We start from the raw sequence: 21,590 nt of genomic DNA on the forward strand, positions 1-21,590 counted from the left end.
AACTGACGGTCTTGTATGTTTGTGCAGCACGGGAGTGGTGGGATCATTCAGGCGCGGGGCATTGAATGGATCTGGAAGCAAGCCAAAACAAAACGGGCGGCACATGGCCACCCGTTTGCATTCAATAATTGAAACTGCCAATTAGCTGGCAGCTTCTTCTTCAGCTGGTGCTTCTGCAGGTGCAGCAGCAGCTTCGGCAGCAGCGGCCTTGGCAGCTTCAGCGGCTTCTGCTTCAGCAGCAGCTTTTGCCTTCGCATCTTCTTCAGCCTGCTTGGCCATGGCAACGCGTTCCTGCGCCTTCTTGCCTGGCAGTGCCTTCTCAGGGTTATTGCGGGTGTCACGCTTGGCGATACCAGCCTGATCAAGGAAGCGAAGAACGCGGTCAGTTGGCTGTGCGCCATGACCGATCCAGTAGTTGATACGCTCTGCATCAAGCTTGACGCGATCGCCATCCTTGGGAAGCATTGGGTTCCAAGCGCCTACTGTTTCAATGAAACGGCCGTCGCGTGGCGAACGAACGTCAGCAACGACGACATGGTAGTAAGGGCGCTTCTTTGAGCCCGCACGGGCCAGACGGATTTTCAATGGCATTGGTAGTCTCCTAGGTTGTTCTGTTGTCGCAATTCCGTGGAATTGCTTAGCCGCCGTTTTCTTTGGCAGCGGTTGTTTCGTGATGCCTGATCACTTCCTTGACGATGAAGTTCAGGAACTTCTCGGCAAAATCGGGGTCTAGGTCGGCAGACAGCGCCAGAGTGCGCAGCCGTTCGACCTGTTGTTTTTCGCGGTTGGGGTCAGCAGGTGCCAGACCGTTCTTCGCCTTGAGAACGCCAACAGCCTTGGTACAGCGGAAGCGCTCTGCGAGCATGTGAATGAGCGCTGCATCAATATTGTCGATGGAGGCGCGCAGATCGAGCAATTCTTCTGGCAGGGATGATGCGCTCATGATCAACCTTTCTTCTTTGGAAAGCCGGGGAGGCCACCGCCACCGAGCCCTGGTAGCCGTGGCATTCCGCCCGGACCGCCAAGACCACCCGGAAGTCCGCCGAGGCCGCCCGGCAAGCCGCCGCCCTTACCGAAGCCAGCTGCTTCAGCCTGTTTCTGCAAGGCTTCAAGCTGCTTGGGGTCCATTTTCGACAGATCGGGCATGCCGCCCATACCACCGAGCCCGCCAAGCCCCATCTTGGCGCCGAGACCGCCCATCATCTGTTTCATCATGCCGCCTTTGCCCTTGCCCATCGACTTCATCATGTCCGCCATCTGGCGATGCATTTTCAGAAGTTTGTTGATGTCGGCGGCATTGGTGCCGGAACCCTTGGCAATACGCTGCTTGCGGGAATGTTTGAGCATATCGGGATTGCTGCGCTCGGCCTTGGTCATGGACGAGATGATTGCGAGCTGGCGCTTGAAGATGGAATCATCAAGACCGGCAGCGGCCATCTGATCCTTCATCTTGCCCATGCCGGGCATCATTCCCATGATGCCGCCCATGCCGCCCATCTTCTGCATCTGGCCGATCTGGTCAGCCAGATCGTTCAGATCGAACTTGCCGGACTGCATCTTCTTGGCCATCGCCGCGGCTTTTTCCGCATCGATGTTTTCGGAAGCTTTTTCAACCAGCGAAACAATGTCGCCCATGCCGAGAATGCGGTCAGCGATACGGCGGGGATAAAACTCCTCCAGCGCATCCATCTTTTCGCCGGTGGCGATCAGCTTGATCGGCTTGCCGGTAACGGCACGCATGGAGAGGGCAGCACCACCGCGACCATCACCATCCATACGGGTAAGAACAAGTCCGGTAATTCCAACGCGCTCATCAAAGGAGCGCGCGAGATTGACAGCGTCTTGACCTGTCAGCGCATCGGCGACCAGCAGGATTTCGTGCGGATTGGCCTTCTTCTTGATGTCGGCCATTTCGAGCATAAGCGGCTCGTCAATATGGGTGCGGCCGGCAGTATCGAGAATGACGACATCATGGCCGCCAAGCTTGGCAGCCTGCACGGCACGCGCCGCGATCTCCACCGGAGTCTGGCCTGCAATGATGGGCAGAGTGTCAACGCCGGTCTGAACACCAAGCTGACGGAGCTGTTCCTGGGCGGCAGGACGGCGTGTATCGAGCGAGGCAAGCAGAACTTTCTTCTTGGAGCGCTCAGTGAGACGCTTGCCGATCTTGCCGGTGGTGGTTGTTTTACCTGAACCCTGCAAGCCGACCATCATGATGACGACGGGAGCCGGGGCATTCAGATCGATAGTGACGCCTTCGGCCCCCAGCATGTCGACCAGCTCGTCATGGACGATCTTGACGACCATCTGGCCGGGCTTGATACTTTTAAGAATATCTGCGCCGACCGCCTTGGCACGAACCTTGTCAGTAAACGAGCGGACAACATCAAGCGCAACGTCTGCTTCAAGCAATGCACGGCGTACTTCGCGCAGAGCTGCCGAAACATCGGCATCCGACAGCGCGCCACGGCCTGTCAGGCCGTTCAAGATAGTACCCAGTCGTTCCTGTAAGCTCTCGAACATTCAAACTTTCCTTTATCCCTTCGAAGACCGTTCCCCGAAAGATAAGTACCAACCGCGCCAAGGCAAAGAGCCACAAGCAAAATGACACCCGAGGGCGCATCGCGCTGTCGGGTGTTGACCTCCGGGATCGTTTGAACCCTTGCGGGGTCCCGGTTGGCTGCTCGGAGTTTATTGCTCGTCGCGGATTGATGCGCGGCTTAAACAGGAAATACGCCGCAGAGTCAAGATGTACGGTCCCAAGCGGCGCTCACGCGCGCTTTTTCAGCCCCGCTGCCTCACGCAAGGTTTCATCAATCCGGCCTTGCCAGCCGGGGCCGGTTGAGCGGTAATAGTCGAGCACATCGGGGCTGAGGCGAATGGAAACCGGCATCTTGGGCGCATCGGCCATGGGACGGCCCGGACGGCGTTTGCTCAAAGACGTGATCAATGCCGTATCGGGATCGTCGAGGGCCGCCTTCGTCAGAGCGGCATCTTCTTCAGGGGTAATGCTTTCCATAGCGCGTTGTATACGGGCACGGTGAACCTTGCGCTCTTCCTCAGTCATAGTTTTGTGCATATCTCACCATTTCCGTTTTTGTCGATTTTCGAAGCGAAATAACTCTAATCTTCTCCCCACGCTCCGTGTAGGTCAGGGTAAAAAGTGTACTGCCAATAAATCCCAGCGCGACAATGCGCTCTTCACCATAAAACTCCCTGTTGTCTAAGTGCTCCAGGCACGTGCTAAACTCAAAGTCGTAAGCTTTAGCGAAGGCCACACCATGCTTTCGCTGGTTGCTTCGGCTCTTTTCTTCGTCCCATTCAAGTCTACTCATAAAAATCGCTTTGGTCAATAATTATTGTATATACAAAAATATGCTAAATTCTGAGGTTGTTGGAATAGATTATCACACTGAAAAGCAGTCAGACCCTTATCAATTAGTCCAAGGCCCAGAGGCGAAAACCCCGCAAGTACAACCAAAGATTGTACTATGTGCGGTTGAAGAAACGGTCTGTGCCTGGACGGAATGTGTGTGATTTTAGCCAGAATTGCCTAAAAACCGCCGAAACGAGCCCCATTTCCGGTGCTATGGCTTGATGCATACAGATGACAGGACCGTTGAAAAGTGGCAGATAGGCAGGAGACGATTCAACTTTTAAGGAGATATCCATGGCATTTGTTGCCAAAGGCAGATTTTTTGCGGGCGTCGCGACCGTTCTTTTCGGCTTGGCCGGCACTGCGCATGCAGCCAGTCAATGTGGCAACAACTCTTCTGGTTTCCCCGAATGGATTCAGCAGTACAAGCAGGAAGCGCAAGCTCAGGGCATCGGCAGCCGGGGTATCCGGGCGCTGGATAATGTTACCTATGCCAGAAAGACGATCAATGCCGACCGGAACATGAAGAGCTTCAAATATTCGCTCGACAAGTTCATGCAGGTACGTGGCGCGCAGACAATCGTTGCGCGCGGCAAGAAGCATAAAGCCCAGAATGCGGCTCTTTTCGCTCGCCTTGAACAGCGCTATGGCGTGCCTGCCGGTCCTCTCTTGGCCATATGGGGCATGGAAACCGGCTTCGGTGCTTATCTCGGCAGCCAGAATACGCTTTCCGCAGTTGCGACGCTGGCCTATGACTGCCGTCGTCCGGCATATTTCCGCCCGCATTTGAATGCTGCGCTCAAGCTTGTCGACAACGGCACCCTGTCTCCCGATGCAAAGGGCGCGATGCATGGCGAAATCGGCCAGACACAGTTCCTGCCGCTGAATGTGTTGAAGTATGGTGTCGATGGTGACGGCAATGGGCGCATCGACATGGTGCGTTCCAAGGCTGATGCTTTGGCATCAACGGCAAATTTCCTGCGTGGCCATGGCTGGCAGCCGGGTGCCGGATACCAGCAGGGACAGCCCAATTACGCAGCCATTCAGGGTTGGAATGCCGCCAGTGTCTATCAGCAGGCAATCGCCATCATGGCTGCACAGATCGACGGCCGGTAGAATCTGATTTTCGACTTCGGGTCCGGTATGCATCGGACCCCTTCAAGCAGAACGCTCCTCCAAGCCAAGAGTTCAAACTGCAATGAACGACCATATTGATCACCAGACCGAGAGCGACACGTTCGATCTCGCGCCGATTTCACTGTGGCTGGAAGATTTCAGCGGTGTGCGGGCTCTTTTCGACATGTGGCGCAAGGCTGGTGTTACGGACATCAAAGCCTATCTGTTGGAAGATGTTTCCCGTATTCGCGAATGTTCGGGCCTCATCCGCGTTCTCAAGGTCAACAGGAAGACGCTCTCGCTTTTTCAGGCGGAAAGTTTTGAAAGCCTGACGGCCAATCTCGGCGCCATCTTCCGCGATGACATGCTTCAATCCCACGTTCAGGAGTTGGCAGCGCTGTGGAATGGAGAGCTCGAGTTTTCCAGTGACACGGTCAACTATACTTTATCGGGAGGGCGGCTGAATATTCAGTTGCGCGGTACAGTGCTGCCTGGCTACGAACAAACCTGGGAACGGGTTCTGCTTTCCATCGAGGATGTGACGGAGCGGGAAGCCGCCCGCCGTCAGCAGATTGAAAGCAAGCAATATGCTGAAGGGTTGTTCGAACATTCTCCCGTCTCGCTATGGGTCGAGGATTTCAGCCGCATAAAGAAGCTGCTGGATGAAGTGCGCGAGCGGGGCATTACAGATTTTCGGGTATTCACGGATGTTCACCCGGAATTTGTCGGGCAGTGTGCCAGTGAAATTCGCGTCGTCGATGTTAATCGCGAAACGCTGAGGCTTTTTCTGGCTCCGGACAAGATGACATTGCTGCGCCGCCTGCCGGAGATTTTCCGCGATGTCATGAACACTCATTTTCGTGAACAGCTCATCGAACTATGGAACGGCAACCTGTTTCACAGCCGCGAGACAGTGAATTATGCACTCGATGGTACGGAGCGCCATGTTCTCTTGCAGTTTTCGGTCCTGCCAGGGCATGAACAGGATTGGTCACTGGTTCAGATTTCACTGACGGATATTACCGCGCGCAAGAAAGCCGAAGCCTATCTGGAATATCTGGGCAAGCATGATGTGCTGACGAAGCTGCACAACCGCGCATTCTATGTTGATGAGCTCAACCGGCTTGAGCGCCGCGAGTTTTTTCCGGTTTCGATCATCATATTGGATCTCAATGGCCTGAAGGCCATCAATGATCAGTGGGGCCATGGTGTCGGCGATGGTTTGTTGCGCCGTATGGGCGAAGTGCTCGGAGAGGCGGTCAAGTCTTCTTGTTACGCGGCTCGTATTGGCGGTGACGAATTCGCGGTACTCCTGCCGTCGATTGACGAGCTGGGTGTCACCAGCATGGTCGAAGAAATCCGCAGCCTGATCGAGATCAACAATCAGTACTATTCGAACATCGTTCTGAAAGTGTCGATTGGATGGGCGACAAGCGCAGTCGGAGAAAAGCTGGAAGCGGTTGCCAAGCGCGCTGATCTGTTAATGTATGAAGACAAGCACCAGCACTATACAAAAACCGGGGACAGCCGTAGAAGCTAGAGCAAATTTTTCTCTAGCTTCTGGCGTCGTACCTTTTAGTCGGTGTGGGCGAAAAGCTTCGGGTAAGCACGGGGCTGACAGCGCAGATATTGCGGTGGGGCGAATGTCTGAGCCCCCAGTTTGGCTGCTGCATGCCATGGCCAACGCGGGTTATAAAGAATTGCCCGAGCCAGCCCGATCGCGTCGGCGTCGCCGTTGGCCACAATTGCCTCGGCATGTTCCGCCTCGTTTATCAAACCCACAGCAATGGTCGTCATCCCGGTTTCGTGCTTGATCTTGCGGGCGAGGTTGACCTGATAGCCGGGGCTCAGCGCCATTTGCTGCAAAGGTGACAGGCCACCGCTCGATACATGGATTGCTGCACAACCAAGTTTCTCCAGCGCCTTGGCAAAGGCGACGGTCATATCCACGTCCCAGCCGCCCTCAACCCAATCGGTTGCTGAAACTCGTATCCACACCGGCTTGTCAGCGGGGAAAGCGGAACGCACGGCTTCAAACACTTCGAGGGGGAAGCGCATACGGTTTTCCAAGCTTCCGCCATATTCATCCTCACGCTTGTTTGAAAGGGGTGAAAGGAACTCATGCAGAAGATAGCCGTGTGCGCCGTGTACCTCGATGCCGTCTATTCCCAACCGGGCAGAACGTTCGGCAGCGGTTGCAAAAGCGTCCCGGATTCGCGCCAATCCTGCTTTGTCCAATGCAGTGGGAGCGTCATACTCATCCAGATAGGGAATTGCTGACGGCGCTTCAGTTTTCCAGCCATCCGCATGGTCGGGTGCGATTTGCCTGCCACCCTTCCAGGGAAGATCAACCGATGCTTTGCGTCCTGCGTGGGCCAGTTGTATGGCGACCGGCATAGGTGAATGCTCCCTTATCGCCAGCAGTACACGGGCAAGAGCCGCTTCGTTGCCATCATTATAAAGTCCCAGATCCTTGTAGGATATGCGCCCTTCCGCGGTCACCGCAGTTGCCTCGGTGATTAACAGACCTGCGCCTGACAGCGCCAGATTGCCCAGATGCATCATATGCCAGTCTGTCGCGTTGCCGCCTTCGGCGGAATATTGGCACATGGGGGCGATGATAATGCGGTTTGGAAGATCCAGCGTATCCAAACGCAATGGCTGGAACAAATGGCTCATGATTATACCTCGGGAGATTTTTCGGAAGGAGACAGCTGCCTGCAAGATGACGGGAGTCTGCGGTTAATTCAAGTCGCTCGAATTGGCGTTCAACTGGAGGGTCCATAGACGATACGATCGCGGCCCTGTTCCTTTGCCTGAAAAAGACATTGGTCAGCCTTATCGACCAACTGCTCCAGCGTTTGGCCCGGAGCGTGAAATGCAACGCCGATACTGACAGTGACCGATACATCGCGCTCGCCTGCGCGCCGCCTGACAGCCCGGCAACCTGCAAGTATCCTGTTGGCAAGCCAGGCGGCCTGGCCATAATCCGCATCAGCGAGAAAGACGGCAAACTCCTCGCCGCCAAAGCGCGCGCCCACGTCGCGGCGCCCCATCATTTCGCGAATCAATATGCCGATATCCAAGACAATATCATCTCCGACCGTATGTCCGTATCGGTCATTGAGCTGCTTGAAATGATCAACGTCGATATAGAGAATAGCCCCTGCACTCAACACGGGATTGCTTGACTTAATGAAGTGGCCAACGCGTAGATAAAACTCATGCCGGGTGAAGAGCCCGGTCATCCCGTCCTTTCGAAAGGCAGTGTCCAACTCGCCGGTCATTTGTTTCAGCCGGTGATTCCAGCTTACAAGAAAAGCGCATAGCGGAAGGCCGACGGTTAATACGATGACAGTTGTCAGATAAATTGTTTTATCCAGCTGGTCGTAACCACCGAGCAAAAAGAATGTCGCAGCCATGGCATCTGCAAACACAGTGCCAATCGCTATCACAATCAGAACTTGCATCACCGGCGACAGACTCGCAAATCGTGCCGACCAGAGGTTATAAAAACGCATAGTCACCCTCAGCATTCATGGGCAAGCATATGCTTTTGCCATGAAGAAATCTTTCGGAAACAAGGTGAATGATTATTGTAAATTTGGGGTTCGGTTTTGGATTGCAGGCAAAAAAAAGCCGGACTAAAAAGCCCGGCCTGAATTGTGAAGGTTAAAAACCTCCAGAGGGGAACAGCCATCGCGGCAAAATGGGAGGAGTACCGCGATGACTGATTGCTACATAAGCCTGTTTTTGCAGCGCAACAATCGCTATAAATGCATAGCTGCTATGCAAAGCGGTGAAATTATAATCATAAGGGATGCATTTCTGAGCATTGGCGGCAAGCCTATACAACAAAGGTGCTGAAAGTTGCGAATTAACGCGATCATCTGAGTGTTGCGTGATAGGCAAGTGTTGGACGTGCGTTGCGTCCTCGCATACCGGCAAGGAGATCAGGCAAAATGGCGATAAAATTCGCACAGAAGACAAGCGATACAAAAACTCCTCCGGCAGACAAGGCCCCGCTCAAGGCAAAATCAGCAGAAAACATTAAGGGCCCAGCAATCGAAGCTGACAAGACCGAAGGTGACACAGACCTTTTTGAAACCAAGGCAGAAACCCCGAAGCGTAAAAAGAAGCGCTGAGTCCCATTGTTGAATAATAAACGGCTCGTTCACACCTTGTTCATGGGTGAAGGCGCACCTCTGAGTTCTGACTCTAGGTTGTAGAGTTCAATGGAGCACTTCATGAAACGAGTAATCTCAGCGATTGGTGCCGGCTTTGTGGCCGCCATCATTGGTTTAACGTCAGTAGCATCATCCTACGCCGCACCCGTTGCCCCGTTACAGGTTCAGGTGACATCAAATGTCGAGACGGTGCAACACCGCGAAAAACGCAAGCATCATGCGGAAAGACGGCATGATCGCCGTGATCGATATGACCGGCATGATCGTCGTGATCGGTATGAGCGGCATGATCGTCGTTCACACTATAACAACAGGCGCGAGCGCGATCGTCGCTGGAACGGTCATCGTGGTTACCGCGAAAAGCGTCATGGATATCGCCGCGGTCATGATGGCTGGTGGTATCCGCGGGCAGCTTTCATTATCCGCGCCTACTGATGCTTACAGCGGACTTCACTGCTCAACAAAAGGCGGCTCCCGAGGGGCCGCTTTTTTCAACTCTGCGCTGATACTTCCGCAACACCGTTTTCTTCTGGATCGGGCCGCAGGAAATCACCTGTTTCTGGATTCATGATCCATAATTCGCCTGTAGAAATATCGAACCAGGCACCATGCAGCGTCAGCCTGCCCTTTTTCTCCAGAATGTCGACGCAGGGAAAACTGCGAAGGTTTTTTAGCGAGTAACGGATGGAGATACGCTCCAGCGCAGTCTGACGCTCGAAAGGCGTCATCAGTTCATTGGCTGCTACGGCTTCGGCGGCAGGAGCCACAAGGCTCATCCATTTGCCGATAAAGTCGCCGGGTGACAATGGCTGGCTGTCAGAACTGAGCGCAGCTTTGATACCACCACAACGGCCGTGACCCATGACAACGATGTGCTTGACCTTCAGGCTTTGCACCGCAAATTCGAGTGCTGCCGAGGTAGAGTGATATTCGCCGTCAGGTGAATAGGGCGGCACGAGATTGGCCACATTGCGAACGACGAAGATCTCGCCCGGCGCCGTATCAAAGATGATTTCCGGAGCAGATCTGGAATCACAACAGGCAATAACCAGAGTTTCGGGTGTCTGGCCCTGTTCTGCCAATTGCTTGTAGCGCAGCGTCTCATTGGAGAAGCGATGGGCCATGAAGTTGCGATAACCGGTGAGGAGTCTCTCGGGAAGCAGGGTCATGGGTTTGCTCTAATCCTGATTGTTCGAAAATTCAATTGGTAGCAGGGGCGTCAAAACGTCAGACATCACAATAGAGTAGTTTCATCGCAGGTGGCAGATCATAGGTTTTCAGGCCCTGATGCCCTTGGTGGGATGGGGCAGACGTCGCATTTGCACCATCGCCATCGGCGTGGCGAGACTTGAGGCATCGGCTTCAAGCATAAGCTCGTCCGCTCCACGCTTGGCAGAGCGCGCCATGATTTCAAAAACAGATGCGGTTGTCCGTTGCAGTGCCTGTTCCAGTTCGATTCCCGAAAGCATGCGGGCTAGAAACAAGGCGGAAGTCAGATCCCCAAGACCGTTGGTCGGTCCGGTAACGAGGCGATGCTCGGCAAGCAGTGCGAGTGTGTGATTGACCAGAAGATTGCCTGTACCGCCAGCCAGCATGGGATATGCTGACGTCACCAGCATTGTAGCCGGGCCTGCGTGAAGCGCTGCCTGCATGATCGCCTTGTTGTCAGGCAGGTCGGCACCAGCCAGCCACGCAAGCTCGAAGCGATTGGGCGTCGAAATATCGGCCAGCGGCATCAGCTCGTCTCTTATAGCTATCGCCGTCGCCTCGGGAACGTAAAGCCCCTTTTCATCGCCTATAACGGGATCGCAAAGATAGAGGATATTCCTGTTTTTCGCCTTGATGGTTTTGACAAGGCGAGCAACTGCAGATGCCTGCGCGGCATTGCCAAGATAGCCACTCATGATGCCGGTTATTTCGCCGAGCCATGGCGCGCGTTCCAGATCTGCAATCAGATCGTCGAACTGTTCAGCGGGTGGCACGATGCGTTTGGCGGGGCCGTGCCCCGGATGCCATGGCAGAATGACCGTCGGGACCGCCCAAACGGGATGCCCGAGGGTTTCCAGTGCAAAAACAGCGGCCCGATTGCCCACCGAGCCACGCACCACATGACTCGAAATGACAATAACGGCATTGGAAGAAACAGCGGGATTACTCATTGGCAATACTCGTGTGCGTTGGGAAGTGGCGGATCAGCCCAAGCCAAAGAAGGAGATTATAAACCAGATAAACATGGCGATGACGACAAGCAATCCCAAGCCTCTGCCGATGCGTGTGCCAAGAACCTCTATCGGATCGGACGCATCGGTGTCCCTGGCGGAAAAATGGTCTTTGCTGCGGTGGGTGAAGGAATGGCCGCTGGAGACGTTTTCATCGCCCACGCGCTGCAGGATACGCTGCGCTTCCTTGCCCTGTTGATTGTCTTTGTTGCTGCCTGTCATGGTGGCTCCGTTGCTTCGTGTTCACCATAGCGCTTTGCCAGTTCCTTTTGGAGAAAAAAATAGCTAGGGTCTGGGCTATTCGGCCTTGGCCGTTGGGGACGAGTAGAAACTGGAGAGTGGACTATGCAGTATATGAGCTCATCGCTGGCACCCCGTCGTAAAATGGGTCGCGTTCTTTCTGTTCTGGTACTGACCATGCTTGTCCCGCTGCTATCGGCCTGCGGGTTCAACACAATTCCAACCAATGAAGAACGCGCCAAGGCAGCATGGAGCGAGGTGTTGAACCAGTATCAGCGGCGGGCCGACCTGATCCCCAATCTTGTCGAAACGGTCAAAGGCTATGCTGCGCAGGAAAAGGACGTGTTGACCTCGGTGGTCGAAGCGCGAGCCAAGGCGACTTCCGTACAGGTATCGCCCGAAACATTGACCGATCCCAATGCGATGAAAGTATTTCAGGAGAATCAGGCCCAGTTGACCGGCGCGCTGTCGCGACTGCTTGCTGTGGTCGAGAACTACCCGGACCTGAAATCCAACCAGAACTTTCTCGCCTTGCAGTCGCAGCTTGAGGGCACTGAAAACCGCATTGCTGTGGCTCGCCGCGACTATATCGAAGCGGTGCGGGTCTACAATACGGCATTGAAAACCATGCCGACAATGATCTGGGCCTGGATCTGGTTTACCGGCAATGAGCCTTACCAGACCTTCAATATTGAAGACTCAGCCAAGCAGACGCCTCAGGTGAAATTCTAGGCCTTTGATGTGAGAGCGCTGTATCCGATAGCTGCCGGTGCCAGCCGCCTTTGGCTGGCTCTTGTCCTGCTTGCTATTTTCTCCGTTCATGTCTTTGCGGCGGAGTTGCCAGCACTGACGGGACGCGTTGTCGATGCCGCAAATGTCATCAATCCCGGCACCCGCGAAGCGATCACGCGGCAACTGGAAGCGTTTGAAAAGAAATCCTCGGATCAGGTGGTTGTCGTTACGGTGCCTGATCTTGATGGCGAGGATATTGAATCCTATTCCAATCGGCTTTATCGCCATTGGGCTTTGGGGCAGAAACAGGAAAACAATGGCGTTTTGCTTGTCGTTGCTCCCAATGACCGCAAGGTCAGGATCGAAGTGGGCTATGGGCTCGAAGGCACGCTGACTGACCTGTTGTCGAAGCTCATTATCGAGAACAGCATTATTCCCGGTTTTCGATCCGGCGATTATTCCGGAGGGATATCGCGCGGTGTCGGGGACATAATTCAGGTTCTTTCAGGCGACACAGCCGAGCTTGATGCGCGCGCAAAGCGCAATATCAAAGAGCCCAATACTGACATTGACTGGTTCATGGTGATCTTCATCACGATCTGGGCCACCATCTTCTTTGGCGGGTTCGGCATGGCTGTGCTGGCGCCGGTTTTCGGCCAAAAGATCGGCCCCGGCCAATATCGCTGGCTTGGAATGAATATCGACACGCGGCCATCAAAGCGGAGTGGTGGCAGCAGGGGAGGCTGGTCCTCCGGCGGTGGTGGCTGGTCGTCGGGCGGTGGTGGCGGTGGATTTTCGGGCGGCGGCGGTTCTTCCGGCGGCGGCGGCGCATCGGGGAGCTGGTAGGTTGGCCTTAATCACAGAGATTGATCACAAACGCATTGCCGAGGCGATCCGGTCCGCAGAAAGCCGTACAAGCGGTGAGATCTATGCCGTGGTGGCGCGGCGCAGCGACAGTTACTTCTTTGTTGCCGGTTTTGCAGCTGCGTGCGGTATTTTGCTTGCTGCGGTGGTCGTGGCGATCGCCGCGCACTGGTATTGGTTCACCATTCCGCTGCCGACGTTCGGGCTTGCGATTCTGGCCGCATTTCTGACCGCGGTGCTTGTGCTTTGGCTTGTGCCCGGCATGACGATGCTGCTCGTACCAAGGCGCGTGCGTTATCGCCGCGCGCATCAAAATGCCGTTCAGCAATTTCTAGCGCGCAATGTTCATCTGACAACGGAAAGAACCGGCATATTGCTTTTTGTTTCGCTGGCTGAACGCTATGCCGAGGTAATTGCCGATGCTGGAATCAATGCCAAAGTCGAGCAGGATGAGTGGAACGGCATTGTCAGCCTGCTAACGAATCACGCAAAAAAAGGCGAAGTTGCCTCGGGTTTTCTTCAGGCAATCGACAGAGCCGGTTTGCTGCTGGAGGAACATTTCCCGGTAAGCCAGGAAGATGTCAACGAACTCGATGATCACCTCGTGGAATTGTAATATTCTTGCGTGTCACGCTATTTTCACGTCCGCATGCAATTTGGGGTCGAAAAGCCTTATTTAATGGCTATGATCGGCCCAGTTTCGAGAGTTCAGGGGGGTATTTTATGATTTCCGGCAAAGATTCCACGAAAAAGGCCAAGCCGACGTCAAAATCAAGCATGAAAAACAAGGTCAGGCTCTTCGAGGAATTGCTCTTTGCGCGCGCACCGGAAGAGGATTTGGCAGTCTATGATGCGGGTGCGTTGTCTGCTTCCGCCAAGCTTGCCGAAGACGCGTTGGGCCGGTTCAAAACCGGAAAGCCGCTGATTGATCTCTCCGATGGGAGTGCTGTCGCCCGCGACGGAAGGCCGATTACTGTCATCTCCCTGATCAACGACAATATGCCCTTCCTGCTCGACTCGGTTTTGGGCGAGATCAGCGAGCGGGTCAGCTCGGTTTATCTCGTTCTGCATCCGGTAATGGATGTGGATAAAAAGAGCGGTACCGTCATCGGGGCCGCTGGTCCTGACAAGCCCGCTGCAGGTATAGCCCGCGTCTCCGTCATGCAGATTCATGTGCCGGCGCTGGATGCGCCAGCACGTGAGATTATGCTGGCGGCGCTTAATCTGGTGCTCAAGCAGGTCAGGGAAGCAGTCAACGACCGCGCAGCCATGGCAGCGCGTCTTGAGGACGCTATCGAGGCATACAAGATCGGCAAGACGCCGATGAAGAAAGCGGCTTGCGACGAGGCGGTCGAGTTTCTCGAGTGGTTGCGCGACAATAATTTTACCTTCCTCGGTGTCCGCGAATATGACTACCAGGGCGATGCCAGCCAGGGTGAGCTGGAACGTTCGGGCAAGCCGGGGCTTGGCATTTTGCGCGATCCAGACGTCCGCGTGCTCAAGCGCGGCAATCAGGGTGTGACCACCACACCGCAGATCATTGCGTTCCTCACCGGTCCGGAGCCGCTGATTGTCACCAAGGCGAATACAAAGTCGCTGGTGCATCGCCGTGGCTATATGGATTATATCGGCGTCAAAACCTACGATGCAGAAGGTCAAGTGAGCGGCGAGTTGCGCTTTGTCGGCCTGTTTACATCAGGCGCTTATACGCGTTCCGTGCTGAAAATCCCCTATCTGCGCTCGAAGACCGAAAGCGTTATCAGCCGACTTGGTTTCAACCGTGAAGATCACTCCGGCAAGCAATTGATCAAGGTGCTTGAGGGCTATCCGCGCGACGATCTTTTCCAGATCGACGTCAAAACATTGACCCGCAACGCGGAGATCATTCTGGCGCTGGGCGAGCGGCCGCGCGTGCGTGTCCTGCCGCGTATTGATCCATTCGGACGGTTCGCCTCGATCATCGTCTATGTTCCACGTGAGCGCTATGATTCTGTCGTGCGCGAAAAGATGGGGTCCTATTTTGCCTCGGTCTTTGACGGGCATGTGTCGGCCTATTATCCGGCCTTCCCTGAAGGCAATCTGGCCCGCGTCCACTTCATTATAGGTCACGCGGAAAACGACTTCCCCAAAGTCAAGCGCGAAGTGCTGGAGGAGAATGTCCGCGCTATCGTACGCACTTGGGAGGATGCCGTTGCCGAGGTTGGAGACCGCACTGGCTCTGCGGAATTTACCGCGCTGGCAGCGGTCTTTCCTGACAGCTACCGTGAAAATTTTTCACCTGACGAAGCGCTTGTCGATGCCGGGCGTATTGCCGGGCTGACGCGCAACAATCCGCTGTTCGTCGACTTCTACCGCCACCGCACGGACGGCCCTGGCGCTGCATCCTTGAAGATCTATCATTATGGATCGGCGGTTGCGCTTTCACATCGCGTTCCCCTTCTCGAAAATATGGGCTTCCGTGTCATCAGCGAGCAGACTTTCGCTCTGCCCGCTGCCGATGGCAGCCCGCTCTTTGTCCACGATATGGAGCTGACAAGTACATCTGGAACCCCAATCGATCTTGCCGATGATGGTGATCTGTTCGAGGAGGTTTTCCGCAGTATCTGGGATGGCGCTTCGGACAATGACGGTTATAACGCGCTGGCACTGACAGGTCAGCTTTCATCGCGCCAAATCATCATTTTGCGCGCCTATGGCCGCTATTTGCAGCAGGCAGGCATTCCTTATTCGCAGGACTTTATCGCTGCCACGCTGAACCGGTATCCCGCTATAGCAAGGCAGATTTTCGGTTTGTTTGATCAACGCTTCAATCCTGCGAAAAACAAGTCCGGGGTGGCGAAATCGCTAACTGCACAGCAAAAGCTTCGCGCTTCTACCGAGGAAGCATTGCAGGGGGTGCCGAGCCTCGATGATGATCGCATCCTGCGGCGATTCCTCAATTTGATCGAATCGACATTGCGCACCAATGCCTTTGCGCCGGAAGAAGACGGTAGCGAACGCATTACCCTTGCCTTCAAACTTGATCCGCGGGCTGTAGATGAACTGCCTGCGCCACGTCCCTATCGCGAGATTTTCGTCTATGGCCCTGAGGTCGAGGGTGTACATCTGCGCTTTGGCCCGGTCGCGCGCGGCGGTCTGCGCTGGTCAGATCGCGCTCAGGATTATCGCACCGAGGTTCTGGGGCTGGTCAAGGCGCAGCAGGTGAAGAACGCTGTTATCGTGCCAGTCGGCGCAAAGGGCGGCTTCTATCCGAAGCGGTTGCCAATGGGAACTGACCGCAATGCGATCTTTGAAGCAGGCCGCGCGGCCTATATAACCTTCATTTCGACATTGCTCTCAGTCACAGACAATCTGCACGGCGAAACTGTTGTGCCGCCGGAGAACATCATCCGTCTTGATGGCGACGATCCTTATTTCGTCGTTGCGGCCGATAAGGGCACAGCCACTTTTTCCGATACGGCCAATGCGATTAGCCAGGCACATGATTTCTGGCTGGACGATGCCTTCGCCTCAGGCGGCTCTGTCGGCTACGATCACAAGAAAATGGGCATTACCGCGCGCGGTGCATGGGAAGCGGTCAAACGCCATTTCCGTGAAATCGGCACCAATATCCAGACCACACCGTTCACGGCTGTGGGCGTTGGCGATATGTCCGGCGATGTGTTTGGTAATGGTATGCTGCTATCGCCACAGACCAAACTGATTGCGGCTTTCGATCACCGCGATATTTTTATTGATCCGGAACCGAATGTAAATGCGACATTGAAGGAGCGGCAGCGCCTGTTCGATCTGCCGCGCTCCAGCTGGCAGGATTTCGACAAATCGAAGATTTCCGCTGGCGGTGGTGTTTTCTCGCGCTCGCAAAAATCCATCACGCTTTCAAAGGAAGCGGCAAAGGCCATCGGTCTTAGCAAGGTTACTGCGACACCATTCGAAATCATGACAGCTATTCTCAAAGCGCCGGTTGATCTGCTCTGGTTTGGCGGTATCGGCACCTATATACGCTCATCGCTTGAAACCGATGCAGAGGCTGGCGATCGCTCCAATGATGCCATCCGCATTACTGGCAGCGATGTACGGGCCAAGGTTATTGGTGAAGGCGCTAATCTCGGCGTGACGCAGAAAGCGCGTATCGAATTTGGTCTTCTGGGCGGTCGCTGCAATTCCGATGCCATTGATAACTCTGCTGGCGTCAATACGTCGGACGTCGAGGTTAATATCAAGATTGCATTGGCGCAGGCCATGCGCAGCGGCAAACTGAAGCGCGACAAGCGCGACAAGGTGCTGGAATCCATGACCGATGAAGTCGGCTCTCTGGTTCTGCGTAACAATTATCTGCAAACGCTCGCGCTTTCGCTGGCGCAGAGGCGCGGTGTTGCGGATCTTGCCTATCAGGCTCGCTTTATCAGCGACCTAGAGGCGCAAAAGCTTCTCAACCGCAAGGTCGAGACCTTGCCGGAAGACAAGGCATTGCAGGAACGTCAGATCGAAGCCATTCCGCTGACCCGTGCCGAGCTTGGTGTACTTTTGGCTTATGCCAAAATTGTCCTGTCAGACCAGCTTCTGGCGAGCGATCTGCCGGATGATCCTTATTTCGAGCGCGAGCTGATGGAATATTTCCCGGTTCAGATGAAGCAGGGTTTCGCCGACGAAATTCGCACCCATCGCCTGCGCCGGGAAATCATTGCGACACAGCTGGCCAATGATGTGATCAATCGGGGTGGCCCGACCTTTGTTAGCAGGCTTTCGGATCTGACGGGTCAATCGGGACCGGAAATCGTCCGGGCCTATGTCATTGTTCGCGATGGATTCGAGGTGGACAATCTGTTCGACGCGATTGATCGCCTGGATAATTTCATGCCCGGCGATGTGCAGAACGGACTTTACGCCAAGGTGGCGCAGATGCTCAACTGGACGACCGCCTGGGTATTGCGCAATCGCAAGAGCGCCGATCTCGGCGGCGCGATCGCGGAGATCAAAGCCGGTCGCAATGCCTTGTTGCCGCGTCTCGACAAGCTGCTGCCAGCAACCATGATGACGCTTATTCACGAGGATACGGCCAACAATGTTGCACTGGGAGCGCCGCAGCCCTTGGCCGAGCAGATGGCTCGTCTGGAAATCGCTCCGATCATCCCGGATATTGCAGCAGTGGCGCAGGCAGCCAATGTGGACATTACTGCCGCAGCCAAAGCTTACTTCGATATTTCTGAAGCCTTCCGCATCGGGCGTATTGAAGATGCTGCGCGCAATGTATCCGTTGCTGATTATTACGATGGGCTGGCGCTTGCCCGTGCCACCGATCTGATCAGCCAGGCGCGGCGGGGCATTGCAGTATCAGCACTCACCCAGCATGGCAAAAAATCCGATCCTGCCAAGGAGTGGCTGACTGGTCGCGGTGCGCGTATCGACGAGGTGCGGCAGCGCATGGCAAGCATCGTCGAAACGGGTGACTTGACGGTCTCGCGCCTTGCCGTTGCTGCCGGGCTATTATCTGATCTTTCGTGATTTGGAGGTGGCTATCTCCCCCTTTGTGGGGGAGAATGTGATTTCAGCATCTTAGCTCTTGCTAAGTGCTTGAAATCACAAGAGAGGGGATTTGGTCCATCGAACTATCCCCTCTCTTGGATTTTCCAAGGATTTAGTAAAGAGGCTAAATCCAGGAAAATCCTTTCTCTCCCGCAAGGGGAGAGATAACCAGTGCCATAGATTTGCGAAGTTGATCTTCTGACCACTGGAGTCTGCATGCAACAAGCACCGAAGCGCGGTATATGGGGTTGGATGTTTTTCGACTGGGCGGCGCAGCCCTTTTTCACTGTTGTAACAACCTTTATCTTCGGTCCCTATTTCGTTTCGCGCATGGCCACCGACCCCGCAATGGGGCAGGCAGCATGGGGTTATGGCATTGCCATTTCCGGCCTGTTCATCGCCATATTATCGCCGGTGCTCGGTTCGATTGCCGACCAGACAGGACGCCGCAAACCATGGATCGGCTTCTTTGCCCTTATCAAAATTCTTTCACTTTGCATGTTATGGTTTGCCGAGCCGGGTTCCGGCCTGATCGTGCCGCTGGTCTTCTTTTCTCTGGCGTCGATAGCCGCTGAATTTTCTATTGTTTTCAACGATTCCATGATGCCGCGACTGGTCGAGCCAAAGGATATTGGCCGTATTTCCAATATTGCCTGGGGCCTCGGCTATCTCGGTGGAATGATCGTTCTGATCTTTGTTGTGGCGTTCATGGCCGCTTCTCCGGAAACAGGAAAGACGCTGCTTGGGGCAAGCCCGATTTTGGGACTTGATCCCAACCTTTCCGAAGGAGACCGGGCGACAGGACCCTTGGCGGCTCTCTGGTATCTGATTTTCATCCTGCCGATGTTCTTCTTTACGCCGGACGCCGTGAAGGGCTTGCCAGCGGCAAAGGCTGTGCGCGCTGGCCTAAGTGAACTCAGATTGACCTTGGTCGAGGCAAGGCAACGACCGGGGATCGTCCGCTTTCTCATCGGGCGCATGATCTATCAGGATGGGGTGAACGCACTGATCGCCCTTGGCGGAGCCTTTGCGGCGACGATGTTCGGCTGGGTAACGGCGGAGATCGGTATCTTCGGTATTATCCTGAATGTGGTGGCCATTTTCGGCTGCCTTGCCGCGAGCAAGTTCGACACGGTGTTTGGGTCCAAGACCGTCGTCATCGCATCTCTGCTCTCACTTATTATCGCAACGCTTGGGATCGTTTCGACGGGACCGGGCTATACGCTTTTTGGCTTGCTGCAATTGCCCGGTGTTGATAGCGGCGGTCTGTTCGGCACGCCAGCAGAAAAAGCCTATATCTGCTTTGGGCTGCTGATAGGCATTGCCTTCGGCCCGGTGCAGGCCTCATCGCGCTCCTATATGGCGCGCAGTGTTTCAGCCGATGAGGCAGGACGCTATTTCGGCCTCTACGCATTGTCCGGAAGGGCGACAAGTTTCCTCGCGCCCTTCATGGTAGCAACCGTAACGGCGCTAAGCGGATCGCCACGCCTCGGCATGGCCATGATCCTCATCTTCCTGCTTGCTGGTCTGGCGATTTTGGCAAGGACGCCATATCCCGCTGCTAGAGCGTTGATCAAAACGACGCTCTAAGCCTTTATTTTTACGCAATTCCTGACGGAAAACCGCCTCACACTTTTCCTGGAATTGCTCTCAAATCAGTGCCTGAAATGGCGCATGCCGGTGAAGACCATGGCAATGCCATGCTCATCGGCAGCCGCGATGACCTCATCATCACGCATTGAACCACCCGGCTGGATGACAGCCGTTGCACCTGCGGCAACGGCGGAGAGCAATCCATCAGCAAAGGGGAAGAACGCATCTGACGCAACGACGGAACCCTTGGTCAGAGGTATCGCCTGACCGGCGGCTTCGGCGGCATCTTCCGCCTTGCGGGCTGCAATACGCGCACTATCCACACGGCTCATCTGACCGGCACCGATGCCAACCGCCGCTCCGTCCTTGACGTAGACGATCGCATTGGATTTCACATGTTTGGCAATGCGGAAGGCCAGCTTGAGATCGGACATTTCGGCATCAGTTGGCGCGCGTTTTGTAACGACCTTCAAATCCAGATCATCGACAACGCCGCTGTCGCGCGACTGGACCAGAATGCCGCCCGCAACCGTCTTGGCGCTGATACCGCCAGCGCGCGGATCAGGCAGGCCACCCGTTACCAGCAAACGCAGATTTTTCTTGGCCGCGACAATGCCTTGCGCTTCCGGCGTGGCATCAGGAGCAATAATGACCTCGGTGAACGTCTTGACGATCTCTTCCGCTGCATCCGCATCCAGCGTCTTGTTGAGGGCAACAATGCCGCCAAAAGCGGAAACCGGATCACAGGCGAGGGCCTTCAAATAGGCTTCCTTCAATGTCGCACCTTCAGCCACGCCACATGGATTTGCGTGTTTGATGATGGCAACGGCGGATGTGCGGGCAGGATCAAATTCTGCAACCAGTTCAAAGGCCGCATCGGTATCGTTTATATTATTATAGGAAAGCTGCTTTCCCTGAAGCTGGGTGGCAGTGGCGACACCCGGGCGCTTTTCGCCGGTGAGATAAAAGCCGGCGGATTGATGCGGGTTTTCGCCGTAACGCATGACCGAATGGAGGTGTCCGCCAATGGCGCGGCGCGATGGGGTTTCTGTCATCAAAGCTTCCGCAAACCAGCCGGAAATTGCTGCGTCATAAGTGGCGGTACGTGCGTAGGCCTTGGCAGCAAGACTCTGGCGGAAGGAATAGGGCAATGAGCCTTCATGCTTGTCGAGCATGGCGATAACCATGTCGTAATCGCCGGTCTCGGTAACGACGCCGACATAGGCATGGTTCTTGGCGGCGGCGCGGATCATGGCCGGACCACCAATGTCGATATTCTCAACAATATTGGCATAGTCTGCGCCGGAATGGCGGACCTCTTCAAAGGGATAGAGATTGATGACAACAAGGTCGATTTCGCCAATGTCATGGGTCTTCATTGCCTCGACATGCTCGGGATCATCGCGCACTGCAAGCAGCCCCCCATGCACTTTGGGATGCAGGGTCTTGACACGGCCATCCATGATTTCAGGGAAATCTGTGATGTCCGAAACATCGCGAACCGGAATGCCTTCAGCAGCAATCGCCTTGGATGTTCCGCCTGTCGAGAGAATTTCGACGCCATGACGATGCAGCGCATGGGCGAGCGCTGTCAGGCCCGCCTTGTCGGAAACGGAAATGAGCGCCCGTTTAACCGGATGGAGATTGGGAGCGGGAAAAGATTTCGCGGCGACGGCCATGGGTTCGTCCTTAAATTTCGCAGGGTCAATGGATTGGCTTGGCCGTTAGCACAGGCCG

20 protein-coding genes are annotated in these 21,590 nt (G+C 55.1%); 9 read left to right on the forward strand and 11 right to left on the reverse strand.

The window, feature by feature from the left end; genetic code table 11:
- Positions 1–141 precede the first annotated feature (141 nt).
- The 5 genes from rpsP to ACYJL1_RS03105 all read right to left on the reverse strand — a co-directional run bounded on the left by rpsP (position 142) and on the right by ACYJL1_RS03105 (position 3,335).
- Entirely contained in the window at positions 142–591 is a 450-nt protein-coding gene (gene rpsP, locus ACYJL1_RS03085) for a 30S ribosomal protein S16 (protein WP_460896979.1), read from the reverse strand.
- A gap of 46 nt (positions 592–637) precedes the next feature.
- Complete coding sequence (locus tag ACYJL1_RS03090; protein WP_460896980.1) at positions 638–943, reverse strand: chorismate mutase; 306 nt, start codon at positions 941–943, stop codon at positions 638–640.
- Positions 944–945: 2 nt separating this feature from the next.
- Positions 946–2,523 carry a signal recognition particle protein gene (ffh, locus tag ACYJL1_RS03095; RefSeq protein ID WP_460896981.1) on the reverse strand — a complete coding sequence of 526 codons (1,578 nt, stop codon included), beginning with the start codon at positions 2,521–2,523 and terminating at the stop codon, positions 946–948.
- Positions 2,524–2,770: 247 nt separating this feature from the next.
- Positions 2,771–3,079, reverse strand: coding sequence for a BrnA antitoxin family protein (locus ACYJL1_RS03100; protein WP_460896982.1), 309 nt, complete (start codon positions 3,077–3,079; stop codon positions 2,771–2,773).
- Positions 3,060–3,335, reverse strand: a complete 276-nt coding sequence (locus tag ACYJL1_RS03105; protein ID WP_460896983.1) for a BrnT family toxin — start codon at positions 3,333–3,335, stop codon at positions 3,060–3,062. The genes ACYJL1_RS03100 and ACYJL1_RS03105 overlap by 20 nt, the downstream gene beginning before the upstream one ends.
- Positions 3,336–3,670: 335 nt before the next feature.
- On the opposite strand from ACYJL1_RS03105, the gene ACYJL1_RS03110 reads away from it, so the two are divergent.
- Both ACYJL1_RS03110 and ACYJL1_RS03115 read left to right on the forward strand, forming a co-directional pair.
- Complete coding sequence (locus ACYJL1_RS03110) at positions 3,671–4,492, forward strand: lytic murein transglycosylase (protein ID WP_460896984.1); 822 nt, start codon at positions 3,671–3,673, stop codon at positions 4,490–4,492.
- Between the two features lie 82 nt (positions 4,493–4,574).
- A complete protein-coding gene (locus ACYJL1_RS03115; RefSeq protein ID WP_460896985.1) occupies positions 4,575–6,032 on the forward strand; it encodes a sensor domain-containing diguanylate cyclase in 1,458 nt (485 codons plus the stop codon).
- A 35-nt stretch (positions 6,033–6,067) separates the two neighbouring features.
- Here the strand turns inward: ACYJL1_RS03115 and ACYJL1_RS03120 are convergent, their stop codons facing one another.
- Together ACYJL1_RS03120 and ACYJL1_RS03125 are read right to left on the reverse strand one after the other, a co-directional pair.
- Positions 6,068–7,171, reverse strand: coding sequence for an NADH:flavin oxidoreductase/NADH oxidase (locus tag ACYJL1_RS03120; RefSeq protein WP_460896986.1), 1,104 nt, complete (start codon positions 7,169–7,171; stop codon positions 6,068–6,070).
- An 89-nt stretch (positions 7,172–7,260) separates the two neighbouring features.
- Positions 7,261–8,013: a GGDEF domain-containing protein gene (locus tag ACYJL1_RS03125; RefSeq protein WP_460896987.1), complete on the reverse strand. Its 753-nt coding sequence runs from the start codon at positions 8,011–8,013 to the stop codon at positions 7,261–7,263.
- Positions 8,014–8,454: 441 nt separating this feature from the next.
- Here ACYJL1_RS03125 and ACYJL1_RS03130 point away from each other — a divergent pair, with 441 nt between their 5' ends.
- Positions 8,455–8,637: a hypothetical protein gene (locus tag ACYJL1_RS03130; RefSeq protein ID WP_460896988.1), complete on the forward strand. Its 183-nt coding sequence runs from the start codon at positions 8,455–8,457 to the stop codon at positions 8,635–8,637.
- A 102-nt stretch (positions 8,638–8,739) separates the two neighbouring features.
- Complete coding sequence (locus ACYJL1_RS03135; RefSeq protein WP_460896989.1) at positions 8,740–9,114, forward strand: hypothetical protein; 375 nt, start codon at positions 8,740–8,742, stop codon at positions 9,112–9,114.
- Between the two features lie 56 nt (positions 9,115–9,170).
- Here the strand turns inward: ACYJL1_RS03135 and ACYJL1_RS03140 are convergent, their stop codons facing one another.
- From ACYJL1_RS03140 to ACYJL1_RS03150, 3 genes are all read right to left on the reverse strand, one after another.
- Positions 9,171–9,848: a carbonic anhydrase gene (locus tag ACYJL1_RS03140; RefSeq protein WP_460896990.1), complete on the reverse strand. Its 678-nt coding sequence runs from the start codon at positions 9,846–9,848 to the stop codon at positions 9,171–9,173.
- A 108-nt stretch (positions 9,849–9,956) separates the two neighbouring features.
- Entirely contained in the window at positions 9,957–10,838 is an 882-nt protein-coding gene (pdxY, locus tag ACYJL1_RS03145; RefSeq protein WP_460896991.1) for a pyridoxal kinase PdxY, read from the reverse strand.
- Between the two features lie 33 nt (positions 10,839–10,871).
- Positions 10,872–11,120 (reverse strand): hypothetical protein, encoded by a 249-nt coding sequence (locus tag ACYJL1_RS03150; protein ID WP_460896992.1) that lies wholly within the window; start codon positions 11,118–11,120, stop codon positions 10,872–10,874.
- A 132-nt stretch (positions 11,121–11,252) separates the two neighbouring features.
- Here ACYJL1_RS03150 and ACYJL1_RS03155 point away from each other — a divergent pair, with 132 nt between their 5' ends.
- The 5 genes from ACYJL1_RS03155 to ACYJL1_RS03175 all read left to right on the forward strand — a co-directional run bounded on the left by ACYJL1_RS03155 (position 11,253) and on the right by ACYJL1_RS03175 (position 19,850).
- Entirely contained in the window at positions 11,253–11,870 is a 618-nt protein-coding gene (locus ACYJL1_RS03155; protein ID WP_460897916.1) for a LemA family protein, read from the forward strand.
- A 54-nt stretch (positions 11,871–11,924) separates the two neighbouring features.
- Positions 11,925–12,716, forward strand: coding sequence for a TPM domain-containing protein (locus tag ACYJL1_RS03160; protein WP_460897917.1), 792 nt, complete (start codon positions 11,925–11,927; stop codon positions 12,714–12,716).
- 1 nt (position 12,717) lies between these two features.
- Positions 12,718–13,350, forward strand: a complete 633-nt coding sequence (locus ACYJL1_RS03165; protein WP_460896993.1) for a TPM domain-containing protein — start codon at positions 12,718–12,720, stop codon at positions 13,348–13,350.
- A 107-nt stretch (positions 13,351–13,457) separates the two neighbouring features.
- On the forward strand, positions 13,458–18,239 hold the full coding sequence (locus tag ACYJL1_RS03170) for an NAD-glutamate dehydrogenase (RefSeq protein ID WP_460896994.1): 4,782 nt from the start codon (positions 13,458–13,460) through the stop codon (positions 18,237–18,239).
- A 237-nt stretch (positions 18,240–18,476) separates the two neighbouring features.
- Positions 18,477–19,850, forward strand: a complete 1,374-nt coding sequence (locus ACYJL1_RS03175) for an MFS transporter (protein ID WP_460896995.1) — start codon at positions 18,477–18,479, stop codon at positions 19,848–19,850.
- A gap of 65 nt (positions 19,851–19,915) precedes the next feature.
- Here the strand turns inward: ACYJL1_RS03175 and purH are convergent, their stop codons facing one another.
- The gene (gene purH, locus ACYJL1_RS03180; RefSeq protein ID WP_460896996.1) at positions 19,916–21,532 is read right to left on the reverse strand and encodes a bifunctional phosphoribosylaminoimidazolecarboxamide formyltransferase/IMP cyclohydrolase; all 1,617 of its coding nucleotides are present in this window, start codon (positions 21,530–21,532) and stop codon (positions 19,916–19,918) included.
- Between the last annotated feature and the right edge of the window lie 58 nt (positions 21,533–21,590).

It is taken from the genome of Phyllobacterium sp. K27 (genome assembly GCF_054796155.1).

Bases quoted from the DNA above. Each gene is read 5' to 3' on its own strand.
- ACYJL1_RS03100 (WP_460896982.1), bottom strand. From the start codon at position 3,079: ATGCACAAAACTATGACTGAGGAAGAGCGCAAGGTTCACCGTGCCCGT.
- pdxY (WP_460896991.1), bottom strand. From the start codon at position 10,838: ATGAGTAATCCCGCTGTTTCTTCCAATGCCGTTATTGTCATTTCGAGT.
- ACYJL1_RS03105 (WP_460896983.1), bottom strand. From the start codon at position 3,335: ATGAGTAGACTTGAATGGGACGAAGAAAAGAGCCGAAGCAACCAGCGA.
- ACYJL1_RS03135 (WP_460896989.1), top strand. From the start codon at position 8,740: ATGAAACGAGTAATCTCAGCGATTGGTGCCGGCTTTGTGGCCGCCATC.
- ACYJL1_RS03120 (WP_460896986.1), bottom strand. From the start codon at position 7,171: ATGAGCCATTTGTTCCAGCCATTGCGTTTGGATACGCTGGATCTTCCA.
- ACYJL1_RS03115 (WP_460896985.1), top strand. From the start codon at position 4,575: ATGAACGACCATATTGATCACCAGACCGAGAGCGACACGTTCGATCTC.
- ACYJL1_RS03155 (WP_460897916.1), top strand. From the start codon at position 11,253: ATGAGCTCATCGCTGGCACCCCGTCGTAAAATGGGTCGCGTTCTTTCT.
- purH (WP_460896996.1), bottom strand. From the start codon at position 21,532: ATGGCCGTCGCCGCGAAATCTTTTCCCGCTCCCAATCTCCATCCGGTT.
- ACYJL1_RS03130 (WP_460896988.1), top strand. From the start codon at position 8,455: ATGGCGATAAAATTCGCACAGAAGACAAGCGATACAAAAACTCCTCCG.
- ACYJL1_RS03090 (WP_460896980.1), bottom strand. From the start codon at position 943: ATGAGCGCATCATCCCTGCCAGAAGAATTGCTCGATCTGCGCGCCTCC.
- ACYJL1_RS03125 (WP_460896987.1), bottom strand. From the start codon at position 8,013: ATGCGTTTTTATAACCTCTGGTCGGCACGATTTGCGAGTCTGTCGCCG.
- ACYJL1_RS03175 (WP_460896995.1), top strand. From the start codon at position 18,477: ATGCAACAAGCACCGAAGCGCGGTATATGGGGTTGGATGTTTTTCGAC.
- ffh (WP_460896981.1), bottom strand. From the start codon at position 2,523: ATGTTCGAGAGCTTACAGGAACGACTGGGTACTATCTTGAACGGCCTG.
- ACYJL1_RS03140 (WP_460896990.1), bottom strand. From the start codon at position 9,848: ATGACCCTGCTTCCCGAGAGACTCCTCACCGGTTATCGCAACTTCATG.
- ACYJL1_RS03170 (WP_460896994.1), top strand. From the start codon at position 13,458: ATGATTTCCGGCAAAGATTCCACGAAAAAGGCCAAGCCGACGTCAAAA.
- rpsP (WP_460896979.1), bottom strand. From the start codon at position 591: ATGCCATTGAAAATCCGTCTGGCCCGTGCGGGCTCAAAGAAGCGCCCT.
- ACYJL1_RS03110 (WP_460896984.1), top strand. From the start codon at position 3,671: ATGGCATTTGTTGCCAAAGGCAGATTTTTTGCGGGCGTCGCGACCGTT.
- ACYJL1_RS03150 (WP_460896992.1), bottom strand. From the start codon at position 11,120: ATGACAGGCAGCAACAAAGACAATCAACAGGGCAAGGAAGCGCAGCGT.